General features: G+C 58.7%; 9 protein-coding genes. 4 read left to right on the forward strand and 5 right to left on the reverse strand.

The features are described 5' to 3' along the window. Positions 1 to 44 precede the first annotated feature (44 nt). Positions 45 to 209, forward strand: a complete 165-nt coding sequence (locus tag FHT78_RS04895; RefSeq protein WP_007824505.1) for a DUF1328 domain-containing protein — start codon at positions 45 to 47, stop codon at positions 207 to 209. A 75-nt stretch (positions 210 to 284) separates the two neighbouring features. Here FHT78_RS04895 and FHT78_RS04900 read toward each other — a convergent pair whose 3' ends face one another. Together FHT78_RS04900 and FHT78_RS04905 are read right to left on the reverse strand one after the other, a co-directional pair. After that, a complete protein-coding gene (locus tag FHT78_RS04900) occupies positions 285 to 2,474 on the reverse strand; it encodes an anthranilate synthase (protein WP_183741185.1) in 2,190 nt (729 codons plus the stop codon). A gap of 266 nt (positions 2,475 to 2,740) precedes the next feature. Next, positions 2,741 to 4,975 (reverse strand): TonB-dependent hemoglobin/transferrin/lactoferrin family receptor, encoded by a 2,235-nt coding sequence (locus FHT78_RS04905; RefSeq protein ID WP_183741186.1) that lies wholly within the window; start codon positions 4,973 to 4,975, stop codon positions 2,741 to 2,743. A gap of 573 nt (positions 4,976 to 5,548) precedes the next feature. Here FHT78_RS04905 and FHT78_RS29605 point away from each other — a divergent pair. Next, the gene (locus tag FHT78_RS29605; protein WP_348644707.1) at positions 5,549 to 6,169 is read left to right on the forward strand and encodes an extensin family protein; all 621 of its coding nucleotides are present in this window, start codon (positions 5,549 to 5,551) and stop codon (positions 6,167 to 6,169) included. Between the two features lie 84 nt (positions 6,170 to 6,253). Here the strand turns inward: FHT78_RS29605 and FHT78_RS04915 are convergent, their stop codons facing one another. Next, entirely contained in the window at positions 6,254 to 7,933 is a 1,680-nt protein-coding gene (locus FHT78_RS04915; protein WP_183741188.1) for a formate--tetrahydrofolate ligase, read from the reverse strand. Positions 7,934 to 8,107: 174 nt separating this feature from the next. Between FHT78_RS04915 and FHT78_RS04920 the strand changes: the two genes are divergently transcribed. Beyond that, a complete protein-coding gene (locus FHT78_RS04920) occupies positions 8,108 to 8,635 on the forward strand; it encodes a TIGR00645 family protein (protein ID WP_183741189.1) in 528 nt (175 codons plus the stop codon). Between the two features lie 75 nt (positions 8,636 to 8,710). Here FHT78_RS04920 and FHT78_RS04925 read toward each other — a convergent pair whose 3' ends face one another. Both FHT78_RS04925 and putA read right to left on the reverse strand, forming a co-directional pair. Next, positions 8,711 to 10,393, reverse strand: coding sequence for a hypothetical protein (locus FHT78_RS04925; RefSeq protein WP_183741191.1), 1,683 nt, complete (start codon positions 10,391 to 10,393; stop codon positions 8,711 to 8,713). 96 nt (positions 10,394 to 10,489) lie between these two features. After that, the gene (gene putA, locus FHT78_RS04930) at positions 10,490 to 13,606 is read right to left on the reverse strand and encodes a bifunctional proline dehydrogenase/L-glutamate gamma-semialdehyde dehydrogenase PutA (protein ID WP_183741193.1); all 3,117 of its coding nucleotides are present in this window, start codon (positions 13,604 to 13,606) and stop codon (positions 10,490 to 10,492) included. 112 nt (positions 13,607 to 13,718) lie between these two features. Here putA and FHT78_RS04935 point away from each other — a divergent pair, with 112 nt between their 5' ends. After that, positions 13,719 to 14,180 carry an Lrp/AsnC ligand binding domain-containing protein gene (locus FHT78_RS04935; RefSeq protein WP_113428410.1) on the forward strand — a complete coding sequence of 154 codons (462 nt, stop codon included), beginning with the start codon at positions 13,719 to 13,721 and terminating at the stop codon, positions 14,178 to 14,180. Positions 14,181 to 14,199: the final 19 nt, after the last annotated feature.

Raw genomic sequence — 14,199 nt, forward strand, 5'->3', positions numbered from 1 at the left:
CACGCTTCCGTTATCCTTGCCAGCAGCAGACAAAGGAGATCGTGATGCTGTACTATGCTCTGGTATTTCTCGTCGTAGCCCTGATTGCAGGCGTCCTTGGATTTGGCGGCATCGCAGGCGCATCCGCCTCGATAGCCCAGGTTCTGTTCTTCATCTTCCTGGTGCTGTTCGTCGTATCCATCGTCGCCCGGCTCATGCGGCGCGTATAGACTGCCAATTCAACGCACATAAAAAACCCGCTTCCGGCGGGTTTTTTATTGATTGTAGCTTTGCAGGATCGGCGTTCAGGCCGCCTTGGTCTTAGCCCTCCGGGCGAGATGCGCCACCACATTCTCGATCATCCGCATGCCGGCATCGCCGCCGAGCGTCATGATCGATTCCGGATGGAACTGTACCGCTGCGATCGGCTCCTTGGCATGCTCGATACCCATGATCGTGCCATCCTCGCTTTCGGCGGTGATGATGAAATCCCGCGGCAGCGTCGAAGGATCGGCAAAGATCGAGTGGTAACGGCCGACCGTGACTTCCTTGGCAAGCCCTGAGAAGACGATGCCCGGCTCCAGCACGCGAATGCGCGACGGCTTGCCATGCATCGGCAGAGCCAAATGACGAAGCTCGCCGCCATAGGCTTCCGCAAGCGCCTGCAGGCCGAGGCAGACGCCGAAGATCGGCAGGTTGCGTGCCCGCGCCTTCTTGATCGTCGCCTTGCAGTCGAAATCCTTCGGGTTGCCGGGGCCAGGCGATAGCACGACGAGATCCGGATTCAGCCGATCGAAGATTTCCTCAGACACCGGCGTGCGCACCGTCGAAACTGTGGCGCCTGTCTGACGGAAATAGTTCGCCAGCGTGTGCACGAAACTGTCTTCATGGTCGATGAGCAGGATGTTGATGCCCTTGCCGACGGAAGCGACGTCGCGCTGGGTCTTGCCGGAATTGCCTGTCTTGGCATCGCGGATTGCGGAAAGCATGGCAGAGGCCTTCAGTTCGGTTTCGGCTTCTTCTTCATCGGGAATTGAGTCGTTCAGCAGCGTCGCACCGGCTCGCACTTCGGCAATGCCATCCTTGATGCGCACGGTGCGCAGCGTCAGGCCGGTATTCATGTCGCCGTTGAAGCCGACCATGCCGATCGCCCCACCATACCACGCGCGCGGGCTTTTCTCATGGGATTCGATGAAACGCATAGCCCAGAGCTTCGGTGCGCCGGTGACGGTAACTGCCCATGCGTGGCTCAAGAAGCCGTCGAAGGCATCCATATCGTCCCGCAAGCGGCCTTCGATATGGTCGACCGTGTGGATAAGACGCGAATACATTTCGATCTGGCGGCGGCCGATGACCTTGACGGAGCCTGGCTCGCAGACGCGGCTCTTATCGTTGCGGTCGACATCCGAGCACATGGTGAGCTCGGATTCGTCCTTCTTGGAATTCAGGAGCTTCAGGATCTGCTCGCTGTCGGCGATCGGATCGTCACCGCGCTTGATCGTGCCCGAGATCGGGCAAGTCTCGATGCGGCGGCCGGATACGCGCACGAACATTTCCGGCGAAGCTCCGACGAGATATTCCTGGTTTCCGAGATTGATGAAGAAGGAATAGGGCGATGGATTGATCGCCTTCAGCCGCTTGGAAATGTCCGAAGGCTTGCTTTCGCAACGCTCCATGAACTTCTGGCCGGGCACCACTTCGAACAGATCGCCCTTTCGAAAGCTCTCCTTCGCCTTGACGACGAGCTCGGCATACTCGCCCGGGCGGTGATCGCTTTTCGGCGGGATGGCATCCGTGCGGATAAACGGCTCAGCAGCAATATCGCCGGCTTTGCCTTCCGTCGTCTTGCCATCCTTGGCGAAGTCGTAACGGTCGACCCACGCCTTTGCGGCATAGTTGTCGACGACGAGAATTTCGTCCGGCAGGTAGAGTACCATGTCCCGCTGGTCGGAAGGGCGCTCAAGCTTCAGATTGATTGCGTCGAACTGAAAGGCGAGATCGTAGCCGAAGGCACCGTAGAAGCCGAGGCTGGCATCTGCCTGTGAGTGGAAGAGATCGGTGATGGCGCGAAGCACGGTGAACACCGTCGGCATCTTCGAGCGTTCTTCCTCGGTGAAGACGCGGTCAGGCATCTTCACCGTCAGGTCGAGCCTGCGCGCGGTCAATGCGCCAAGCTCAAGCTCGCGGACCGTCTTCAAGCGTTCGGCGACGAAACCGAGGATAACCTCGCCGCGCTCGTTATAGGCTTCGATCCAGACATTGCGGCCGAAGGAGGAAACACCGAGCGGCGGATCGACGACAGCCGTATCCCAACGCGTATAGCGGCCCGGATATTCGTAGTTCGACGAGAAGACGGCGCCGCGCCGCTCATCGAGCTTGTCGACATAGGACGAGACAGCATCGGCATAGGGGATGGCCCGCCTCTGCCTTGTGACGGTGATGCCGCCCTTGGTCTCGTAGATTTCCGCACCATCATCCCGCAGGATCGTTACCATAGTTCCACTCCGTTATCGGGCCCGGACGAAAGGCGGCCTTGAAACAAAAAAGCCGCCTCGAAGTTTCGGGCGGCTCGTTCGTCGTCTTTGGACACGATTGGTCGAGGCCGCCTCAGCGAGCCCACCACCAAACTGCAATGTTCAAGGACTTCTTCATGGGCGAAATTGTTAGCCTGAGATGAAGCCAAGCGCAAGGGGCCATTCGCGCACGAAAAAGGGCGACCCGAAAGCCGCCCCTACCCCAGCCTTGAAAGGCTGATTTGCAGTTAGAAAGTCTTGGTGACCGAGATCTTGAAGGTACGTCCCGGCTCCGTGTACCACTCCTTCGGCTGTGACGCCGTGGGCGAACTCAAATTAACGTCACGAACTGCCAGCGCGCTGTAATATTCCTGATCGAAGATATTATAGATACCGCCCTGGACGCGCAGACCCTTGACCTGCTCAGGTGTCCACCATGCCGTCAGATCGACGATACCGTAACCCGGCGCATTAAAGGAATTCGGGGCATTGCCGTTGCTGGGCATCTGTGCCGAGAGCGTGGAGGAAAGATCGAAACCATACTGATCGTTGCTCCATCCGCCACCGACGATTGCCTTGAACGGCGCGACTGAGCGCAGCCGCTCATGCGTGTCATTATTACGGCCGTAGGTGTATGCCAGCGAGGTATGAAGGCTGATACCATTGTCGAAGGTCTTGATCACATTCGCTTCAAGGCCGGAGATCGTGGCAGACGAGACGTTGAGGTAATTAAATTCCGTGAAGTTGGCTACGGGATTGAAATTCTGCTGTGTATCGATGAAGTTCTGGTAGCGAGTATGGAACGCGGCCACTCGCCCCTGCAGACCGCCGGTGTCGAAATTCGCACCGATCTCGACGCCACGGCCGATTTCCGGCTCAAGATTCGGATTACCAAGCTGTGCGTAGCGGCCGTTCGGATTGTAGAAGCGGCTATAGAGTTCGTCTACGGTCGGAGCTCGGAAGCCAACGGCAAACTGAGCGTAAAGCTGGACGTCGGGCGTCAGGTCGTATGTCGCAAGCAGCTTCGGCGACATGGCAGCCTCCGTCCGATCGCGAAGATCGCCGAAGCGCGCGAGGCCGGTGTTGGTTGCGAAACCGCCACCAGTCGACGGATTGTAATTGAACCAGTCAAAACGGAAGCCCGGCGTCAGCGCGAAGCCGGTATTGCCGATCTCGATCTTGTCTTCGAAAGTCAGGGCAAGGTTCTGACTGTCGACATTGGGCACTTCCGCCTGATTGTTCAGCGATGGGCACGTGGTCGGTGTCGGGCAAAGGGCCGAACTATACTGCGTCCACTGCGACACGCCGACGTCAAGACCGATACGAACGGAGTGGTTGAGACCAGAATATTCAAAATCCTTGGTCGCGGTGCCACTGAAGCCCCAGGTTTCGTTTTCGATCTCATTGTTACGGCCGTAGGCAACATTGGCGGCCGTTCGGCCCTGGCTGCCGGCCTCCTTCTTCAAATCAAGCCAATAGAGCGTCGCCCGAGCACTGCTGAAGAAGGCATCGGAAGACTGCGCTTCATAATCATAATCGAGCGAGACACGATCGCGGTCGCGCAATTCGCGGCCGTCGAAATTGTTGATCATGTATGTGCGGCCAAAGCCTTGCTGTTCCCGAAGATCGGTCTTCAGATCGCGCCGGAAACGCTCAGCCGTCAGGCCGATGCGATGGCCGCCTTCGAGGTCCTGGCGCAGCTTGAAGAGCAGATTGTTCTGATCGAAATCAGCCGGATCCGCCTCGGTGCGCAAGCGGCCATAGCTGTCGTTATCGCCCTTGTTGTCGCGCTCGTGGCCCTTGCGATAAGAACCCTGAAAAAGGATCGACGTGTTGCCGACCTTTTTAGCAGCGGCAGCGGAGCCGGAAATGCTGCGATCTTCGCTGTCAGAGGTCGACTTGACGATCGCGCCCCAGTCGCGGTCTTCCGGAATAAGGTCTTCCGGTTCCAGCGTATTGAGAACGAAGGCACCACCCAGCATGCCCGAACCGCCCTTGCTCGAATCCGCGCCGCGCACGATGTCGAGCGAGGACAGCGAGTCGAAATCGAACGTATCGCCGCCGCCATTGGCGTTGCTGGTCGCAAAAGCGCCCTGACGAGAGCTATTGGAAACATACGGGATCGGGATGCCGTCGATTGTCGTCAAGATACGCGGGCCGGAAAGGCCGCGCAGGTTGAAGCCCGCGTCTGCACGCGAATAGTTCACGGTTGCATCGACGCTGCGGCCGATATCGTCGTAATTGGTGACCTGCTTCTGTTCCAGCTCCTTCTTGTCGATCTGCGTCGCAAGCGGGGTGTCGGCAACACTGCCGGGCGCCGCACGATTTCCTTTGACGACGATTTTCTGAAGGACGGTTGCGCCTTCGGCATTCGTGGCGGGCGTAGTCGCCGGAGCGCTCTGAGCGAAAGACTGTGAAACGGGAAGAACAAGTGCGGCTGCTGTGCAGACCATTAGAACCGAGCGCCAATGCCGGACGATCATAACCTACCCTCAAATGAAAATTACCGGGCTGGCTGTCGTGGCGTGTCAGACGCTCGAGGGGCTGGCTAGGCTTGCGAACGACGGCGGAGATTTCCGCCTTCCTTTTGCCGCATAAAAAACATGAGTTTTTTTGTCAATATATTTCTACGACTTATATTGAATAGGTCCGTCAAGTTTTAAGGATCTCAGGAAACGTTGCGCAATTGCAACGAATCCGCCGTTCTTGCGTTTCCCTTCCGCTCGATCAACGGGAAACGACGTGTGAGAGAATTTCGGAAGATGGCGGTCATTCTGGCCGCACTCGCCCTGCTCCCCGGCGCAAGACTGCCCCGAACCGGCCCCGTGCCTCAGGCAAAGCCGGAAGCAGTAACCGAAGCGCCTGCGGCCCCTCAGCCCGAAAAGAAACCGGAAATCGAAGAAGCCCCCGGGCCTCGGCCTGAGGCTGCGCCCAAACAAAAGCCCGAAACGCCGCCGGCTTCAGAGGTTCCGACGCCGCAGCCCAAACCTGGCGAAGCCCCTGCCACCCAGCCCAGCGGAAAGGATGAATTACCCCCTGCTCCGCCGGAAGATCAGGTGCCATCGAAACCGAAGGAACAGACACTTGAGGAACAGCATCTAACCATCGAGCCCGAAAGCGATACCGACCATGCCGAATGTACCAAAGAGCTGCAGAGCCTCGGCGTCGTCTTCCGGGAAACGCCTCGCATCGACGATGGCAACGGATGCGGCATCGACAAACCGATCATCGTCTCCGAGGCCTTGCCAGGCATCAAACTGAAGCCTGAAGCAACACTCCGCTGCCCGGCGGCACTGGCGCTGGCGCGATGGATGAAGGGAAGCGTCATTCCTGCAGCCTCGGTCGCCTTGCCGGAAAGCGGCGGCATCACCGCCATCAATCAGGCCTCCGCCTACATCTGCCGGCTACGGAACAGCGTTGAGGCCGGCAAGATTTCGGAACATGCACGCGGTAATGCCATCGATATCGCAAGTTTCAGCTTCGAGAAGGGCGAGGATATCGCCGTCCGCTCACGCCGCGAAGATTCGACGCTAACTGGGGCATTCCAGCGCACGGTGAGCGCCGCAGGCTGCCTCTATTTCACGACAGTGCTCGATCCCGAGAGCGATGCTGCCCACGAGACTCACTTTCATCTCGATGTCATCGAGAGAAAGGGCGGCTTTCGATATTGCCACTAAATTCGGCCGAAAGATCAAAAGCTTGGTCGCAAAACCGGTATCCAGTTGCGAAAGCCTTGAATCGGACTGTGAAGTGACCGCCGCCTAAAACAACCCTTCGATATAACCCTGGTCATTGAGGTAAATCCGCTCTGCCGAGGGCGATTTCGGCAGACCGGGCATGGTCATGATCTCGCCGGTGATGACCACCACGAAACCGGCGCCGGCCGAGAGGCGCACCTCGCGCACCGATACGATATGCCCTTCGGGCGCGCCGCGCAGGTTGGGGTCGGTGGAGAAGGAATATTGTGTCTTCGCCATGCAGACCGGCAGCTTGCCGTAGCCCTGCTCCTCCCAGGCCGCGAGCTGGTCGCGCACCGCCTTGTCAGCAGTCACCTCCCCGGCGTGGTAGATTTTCGAAGCGACGATCTCGATCTTTTCGATGAGCGGCAGATCATCGCCATAGAGCGGCTCGAACTTCGCCTGTCCGGATTCGGCTAGCTCCACCACCTTATAGGCAAGATCCTCGATGCCTTCAGACCCTTCCGCCCAGTGACGGCAGAGGATGGCTTCCGCGCCGTGACGCGCGACGAAATCTTTGACGGCAGCGATTTCCGCATCTGTATCAGACGTGAAATGGTTGACCGCGACCACAACGGGCACGCCGAACCGGCGCACATTGGCAATGTGTCGGCCGAGATTGGAACAGCCGCGAACCAGCGCCTGAACATTCTCCGTGCCGAGATCGTCCTTCTTCACGCCGCCGTTCATCTTTAGCGCCCGGACGGTCGCGACGATCACCGCAGCACTCGGCTTCAACCCCGCCTTGCGGCACTTGATGTCAAAGAATTTCTCGGCCCCGAGATCTGCCCCGAAGCCCGCTTCCGTCACGACATATTCGCCGAGTTTCAGCGCCGTCTTCGTCGCAATCACCGAATTGCAGCCATGGGCGATATTGGCGAAAGGCCCTCCATGCACGAAGGCCGGATTGTTTTCCAGCGTCTGCACGAGGTTCGGCTGCATGGCATCCTTCAGGAGCACGGCCATGGCACCGTCCGCCTTGAGGTCGCGGGCATAGACCGGCGTCTTGTCGAAGCGGTAACCGATGATGATATCGCCAAGGCGACGCTCCAAATCCTTGAGATCGTTCGCGAGGCAAAGGATCGCCATGACTTCGGACGCGACGGTAATATCGAAGCCGTTCTGCCTCGGGAAACCGTTGGAAACGCCGCCAAGCGAGGAAACCATGCTGCGCAGCGCCCTGTCGTTCATATCCATTACGCGCCGCCACGTAATGCGACGCAGGTCGATGTTCTCTTCGTTGCCCCAGTAGATGTGATTGTCGATCATCGCCGCGAGCAGATTATGCGCCGAGGTAATCGCGTGGAAATCGCCGGTGAAATGCAGGTTGATGTCTTCCATGGGCACGACCTGGGCATATCCGCCGCCTGCCGCCCCGCCCTTCACACCAAAGCAGGGACCGAGCGAAGCCTCGCGCACGCAGACGATCGCCTTCTTGCCGATGCGGTTCAGCCCGTCGCCAAGACCGACGGTGGTCGTCGTCTTGCCCTCGCCCGCCGGCGTCGGGTTGATCGCGGTAACAAGGATCAGCTTGCCGTCCTTCTTGCCCTCCTGGGCGGCGATGAACTCGGCGCTGATCTTCGCCTTGTCGTGACCGTAGGGAACGAGCTGCTCCGGCGGGATGCCGAGCTTGGCGCCGATCTCGAAAATCGGCTTCTTTGTTGCCTCACGCGCAATTTCGATATCGGATTTGATGGCAGCCATGGATCATGTTCCCGTTTTCTCTGCGCGCCCGATTTCTCTATGCGCGATGGACTCGGCGCTCATTTCAATCGGATAGCGAAATATGCCCAAACTGTGAATAGCGCCGCGCCTTGCCCTGCGGCTATTCCATTGTTTATTAGAGGTCAGCGATTCTGAGACTTACGGGAGTACACCGTGAAATCACTCGAACTTTTGGTCGAGCGCATCATCCTTTCCAGCCGTTGGCTGCTGGTGGTCTTCTATATCGGCCTTGTACTCGCCTTGGCCGTCTATGCCGTGTCCTTCGCTTTCAAGTTCCTGAAGGTCGCGGGAAGCGTGTTCGAACTCGGCGAGGCCGAAATGATCCTCGCCATGCTCGGTCTCATCGACGCGGCACTCGTCGCAAGCCTCATCGTCATGGTGATGATCTCCGGCTATGAAAACTTCGTCAGCCGTTTTGACGAAGCGGAAAAGGAAGGCGAGGTCTCCTTCCTCGGCAAGCTCGATTCCGGCAGCCTGAAGATCAAGGTCGCCTCGTCGATCGTCGCCATCTCCTCCATCCATCTGCTGCAGGTCTTCCTCAACGTCAATCAATATGACGACGGCAAGATCATGTGGCTGACCCTCATGCATCTCGCCTTCGTCGTCTCGGCGCTCATGCTCGGTTTCCTCGAGAAGCTGATGAGTGTGACCTCGAAGAACGACCTGAAGGATAAAGGGTAAAGCGGCAAGAGCCGGAAGCACTGGTGCGCAGCAGAAGGGCGTGTTGTTCCAGCCTCTCTTTTTCGAATCTCAACATCAATTTACCGATGCTGGAACGATCGCCGCCTCGGATTTCCTGGGGCATCGGACACTTTCCTTCGCATTCGGTCCGCAGAAATGAGAGCCAGGCTCTTCATCCTCAGGGATCGCACCATCGATAATATCGAGCGCGATCGCCTGCGGATAAAGGATATCCCCTCTCCCATCGGGCGGCGTGATCATCATTGTGTCAAATGCATCAGGGCTAACGCCCATTTCCTTGAAATAGCTGTGAAATTCTTCACGATCAGTGTCTGTAAGCTTGTTCATCGGCCGGCTGAGGCCAAGCGCCGAATTTCCCACAAGCCGCAACTCTCCGCCCATGAAAGCAACCGTGCAGCTCGAAAAACAGTACGCACCACCGGCAAAGACCTCCCCTTCGGTCGGCCCGTCTTTTGCCATGCTTGCCGTGCAGCGCGGATCCGTCATCGGACAATTCGGCAATCTCGTCCTGCCAATTGAGGTATCAAGACCCGCAGCACGGATCATGCGCCCCATCGCAAAAGCGGCATCCCTGTCGCCGCCATAGGACTGAAAGACGACGGGCAGCTTTTTTCCTCCGAGCGTCTTCAAGATCGCGTCCAACTGGGCCGGGGTATCCGGCATAATATAGCCATCCGCAGAAATCCACTGCGTACACTCGTCCCGGCAATCACCATGGTACATGACGAGAAAGTCCATAGGATGGGTTTTAATCTGACCGCCGGCTGCATAAACCGTCGCACTCTTCACCGGGGCCTCCGCCAAAGGTGCCGCCGCTACAGCCACGTCGGCCACAGGATGGCGATAGCAGACTGCGCTCGGCGCGGCGTCATTAGGACAGAGCGGCATACCGGGCCACTCACTAAATGTCAGCACATCAGTAAGAAGACCCATTCGAACTGCTTCTTCGGGCGCGATGACAGCAATGCTTGCGGGCGTGGTCGTCATCATCAAATCGACCAGCTCGCTGCTGACGCCCATTTCTTTCAAATAACCCGTAAGGGCAGCAGTGGCCTTCTTGCCCAACTTGGTGGAGCTGCGCTGCCCGGCTGCTTTTCGTCCAACCTCCTTGCGGGAAACCTCCGTCTTCTTGCCGTTCACGATCTTGTATTCGATCCGGTAAGAGATACGAAGCTTCTGATAGATGGTCGTGATCTGGTGGACGCCGATATAGGCCCATTGCGACGAGACACGCGACGTGCCGCCGGCCAGCACTAGTGGGCAGGCAGAATAGCAGAAAGCACCGTCCGAATAGGTATCCCCGACTGCAGTGCCATCCTTCGCGATTGCCGCGGCGCAACGCCTATCGTCATCGGGGCAATCCTTGAGCTGCGTGCCCCCAACTGCCGTTTCAAGACCGGCCTTGCGGATCTCCCGGCCCATCGCATAGGCGGCATCGACTTCGCCACCTTCCGAGCGGAGGACGACAGGCACTTTCCGGTCACCGATCTTTTTGAGAAATTTCCTCAAACGCGCGGGCGTATCGGGCGTTATACGCCCCTCCGCCGATATCCATTCAGGACAGTCTTCCAGACAGGAGAGACTGCGCACAAGAATGAAATCCATCGAAGGATGTCCCGCCTGTTTCTGCTTGGCAACCTCGGAGGCAGAAGCTCCGATCGGCAAGTTCAAAAGAAACAAAATAAGTAATGATCGGAAGGATAGGCACTTCACCATAAAAGAAATTGCAAAGCGCACGATTAGATTGCCTCAGTTACATCCGATCATACGCTTAGCAATTGGTTTGAACGGCAGCAAGCGGGGTTCCCAAAGACTTGCTGCCGCTTCATTACTTTATTCGCCCATCGCAATCAGGCTGGCATTGCCGCCAGCCGCGGCGGTGTTTACGGAGATCACCTGTTCCAGCGCAAAACGCTGCAGATAGGCCGGGCCGCCAGCCTTGAAGCCGGTGCCCGAGAGCCCCGAGCCGCCGAAAGGTTGAGTGCCGACGACGGCGCCGATCATGTTGCGGTTGACATAGACATTGCCGGTATCGAGCGCGTCGGTGACGGTGCGGATCGTGGATTCGATGCGGCTATGAACGCCGAGCGTCAGGCCGTAGCCAGAAGCCTGGATATCTTGCAGCACTTTCGGCAGTTCCTTTGCCTTCCATTTGACGATGTGCAGCACAGGCCCGAAGACTTCCTTGGTCAGCGCCGCTGGATTGTCGAGCTCGATGATATGCGGCGCAAAGAAGCTGCCTCCATCAGGTGCCCTGCCGGCATACCGTACCTTCTGTGTCTTCTGCATGTCGGTGATATGGGCTTCCAGCATCGCCTTCTGCTTCTCATCGATGATCGGGCCGACATCGGTGGTTTCCAGCGCCGGATCGCCAAGCTGCAGTTCGCGCGCAGCGCCCTCGATCATATGCGTCATATGTTCGGCGATGTCTTCCTGCAGGAAAAGCAGGCGGAGTGCGGAGCAGCGTTGACCGGCCGAACGGAAGGCCGAGAGGACCACATCATCGGCCACCTGCTCGCCGAGCGCCGTCGCATCGACCACCATGGCGTTGAGGCCACCGGTTTCGGCGATCAGCGGCACGATCGCCCCATCCTTGGCGGCGAGCGCACGGTTGATCGCCCAGGCTGTCTTGGTCGACCCGGTGAAAGCCACACCGGCAAGGGCTGCATGTGCCGTGATAGCGGCACCGACATCCGGACCGCCGGGAACGAAAAGCAATGCATCTTCCGGCACGCCGGCTTTGTGGAACAGCTTGACCGCCTCATAGGCAATGAGAGGGGTCTGCGGTGCCGGCTTTGCGAGCACCGCATTGCCGGACACGAGAGCGGCCGAAACCTGCCCGAGGAAGATCGCCAGCGGGAAATTCCAGGGCGAGATGCAGGCAAAGACACCACGGCCGCGCCAGAGGTAACGATTGTCCTCACCTGTCGGCCCCGGCATCTTCGTGACAGTGCCAAACAGCCGGCGTGCCTCATCGGCATAGTAGCGGCAGAAATCCACGGCTTCGCGCACTTCAGCGACGCCATCATCCAGTGTCTTGCCGGCCTCTGCAGCGAGAAGCACTAGCAGCCGGTCACGGTTTTCCTCCATGAGGTCGGCCATGCGCTCCAACGCCGATGCGCGTTCCTCGACGGAGCGGCGCGACCATGTCTTGAAGCCCTTGGCGGCGATCGCAAAAGCCTTGTCGATATCGGCTACGGTGGCATTGCGCACCGAACCGACGGTCTTCGAATGATTGGATGGCGAGACGACAGGAACGTCGGCACCGCTGGCCGCAACGCCGGGGATCAGCGGCGTCGCTGAAATGGCGGAAATACCCTTGCCGATATTGCCCATCAGCCTCTCCAGCGTCGCACGATGGCCGAATTCCAGCCCGGCGCTGTTCTTACGCTTGCCGTAGAGCTGCGGCGGCAGAGGTATCTTGCTGTTACGCGCGCTGGCGCCGACATCGAATTCCAACTTGTCCGCGGGACGCTCCAGCAGCGCCTTGATCGGAACGTTCTTGTCACCCGCCATGGCGACGAAAGAAGAGTTGGCACCATTTTCCAGAAGACGGCGAACGAGATAGGCAAGCAGGTCACGATAGCCGCCGACCGGCGCGTAGATGCGGCAGGCGATCCGATCGTTGGTATCCAGCAGATGATTGTAGAGGCTCTCGCCCATGCCATGCAGGCGCTGAAACTCGAAGCCGGAGCGGTCATTGCCGGCAAGCTCCAGAATAGTTGAAACCGTCAACGCATTGTGAGTGGCAAACTGAGGGAAGATACGCGCCCGCTTGGCAAGCATATGCTGCGCGCAGGCGAGATAGGAAAGGTCCGTCGCCTGCTTGCGTGTCCAGACCGGATAATCATCGAGCCCGCGTTCCTGCGCCCGCTTGACCTCCGTATCCCAATAGGCGCCCTTGACGAGTCGCACCATCATACGACGGCCAAGCTTTGCGCAGAGTTCGTCAATGTAGTCGATTACGGCAACGGCGCGCTTCTGATAGGCCTGGATCGCGAGACCGAAACCATCCCAGCCGGCAAGCGACGGATCGGAAAAGACGGCGGCGATCACATCAAGCGAAAGCTCCAGCCGGTCAGCCTCTTCGGCATCGATGGTGAAATTAAGCTGATGGGCTTTCGCCATCTGCGCGAGCTTCAGGAGATCAGGCACCAGCTCCTTCATCACCCGGTCGCGATGCGTGGCGAGGTAACGCGGATGCAGCGCCGAAAGCTTGACGGAAATGCCCATCCGGTCGGGCAGATCCTTGCCCTTGCCGTTCTTCGCCATCCAATCGCCGATCGCCTCGATCGCCATGGCATAGGATTGCCAATAACGCTTGGCGTCCTCAGCCGTGCGGGCGCCCTCTCCCAGCATGTCGAAAGAATGGCGATAACCCTTCTCCTCGCTCTTGGCCGCACGGTTCAGCGCATCCTTGATCGTCTCACCGAGCACGAAATGATGGCCGAGAAAGCGCATGGCTTGCTTGGTGGCATTGCGCACGGTCGGCAGGCCCATGCGCTTGACGAGGCCTCGCACCACGCCTTCGGGCGTTTCGCCGGGACGGATGATGCGGGCGGAAAGGCCGAGCGCCCAGGCCGATGCCGAGACGAACCAGCTATCGGCCTTGCCCTCATGTTCGCTCCAGCCGCCTTCCTTCAGCTTGTCCTCGATCAGCTTATCCTGCGTCAGCGCGTCGGGCACGCGCAGCAGCGCTTCGGCAAGTACCATCAGCGCCAGGCCTTCCTTGGTGGAAAGCCCATACTCCCTGAGGAAGTCCTCCACGCCGCCGATCGATCCGGAATTGCTGCGGATCGCCTCGATCATCCCGCCGGCGCGCTTGTCAATCGCCGCATCCTGGGAGGCCGAAAAACGTAGGTCTTCGGCAAAACCCTGCAGCAGGCGGTCATCGTCACCGGCGAATGGAGCGTTGAACGGTGCAAAAGGCGTGAAAATCTGTGTCGGCATGAACTGTTCTCCGTGATTTCGGCAACATAGCTGTTCATTCGTGGTGTTTTTCACTAAACTGAGCCCTGCCAACATGATCTTCGCCTACCGACTCCCTGAAAGGCCGCGAAAAATGAAAGAGCTCGATCGTCTCGACCGTAAGATTCTCCGTGCGTTGCAGAAGGAGGGACGGCTCTCCAACATAGAGCTCGCCGAACGCGTCAACCTGTCTCCCACGGCGACCGCAGAGCGCGTCAAGCGGCTCACCCGAGACGGTTACATCACCGGCTACATGGCAATCCTTTCGCCGGAAAAGCTCGGCCGCAGTCTCCTCGTCTTCGTTCAGGTGAAGCTCGATCGTACCACACCTGACGTTTTCGACGCCTTTGCCGCGGCAGTAAAACGCAGCGATGACGTCATGGAATGCCATATGGTCGCAGGCGGCTTCGACTATCTTGTGAAGGCGCGCATGGCGGGGATGGAAGCTTATCGCCAGTTCCTCTCCGAGGTGATTCTTTCCCTCCCCGGCGTACGCGAAACACACACCTATGCGGTCATGGAGGAGGTAAAAGGCACTGCCCTTCTACCCGTATAGATCAAAAAACAACTTAAAC

Origin of the sequence: Rhizobium sp. BK196 (assembly GCF_014193255.1) — a bacterium.
Taxonomy (GTDB): domain Bacteria; phylum Pseudomonadota; class Alphaproteobacteria; order Rhizobiales; family Rhizobiaceae; genus Rhizobium.

Excerpts from the sequence above, each read along its gene's own strand:
- FHT78_RS04895 (WP_007824505.1), top strand. The coding sequence starts at position 45 with ATGCTGTACTATGCTCTGGTATTTCTCGTCGTAGCCCTGATTGCAGGC.
- FHT78_RS04900 (WP_183741185.1), bottom strand. The coding sequence starts at position 2,474 with ATGGTAACGATCCTGCGGGATGATGGTGCGGAAATCTACGAGACCAAG.
- FHT78_RS04905 (WP_183741186.1), bottom strand. The coding sequence starts at position 4,975 with ATGATCGTCCGGCATTGGCGCTCGGTTCTAATGGTCTGCACAGCAGCC.
- FHT78_RS04915 (WP_183741188.1), bottom strand. The coding sequence starts at position 7,933 with ATGGCTGCCATCAAATCCGATATCGAAATTGCGCGTGAGGCAACAAAG.
- putA (WP_183741193.1), bottom strand. The coding sequence starts at position 13,606 with ATGCCGACACAGATTTTCACGCCTTTTGCACCGTTCAACGCTCCATTC.
- FHT78_RS04935 (WP_113428410.1), top strand. The coding sequence starts at position 13,719 with ATGAAAGAGCTCGATCGTCTCGACCGTAAGATTCTCCGTGCGTTGCAG.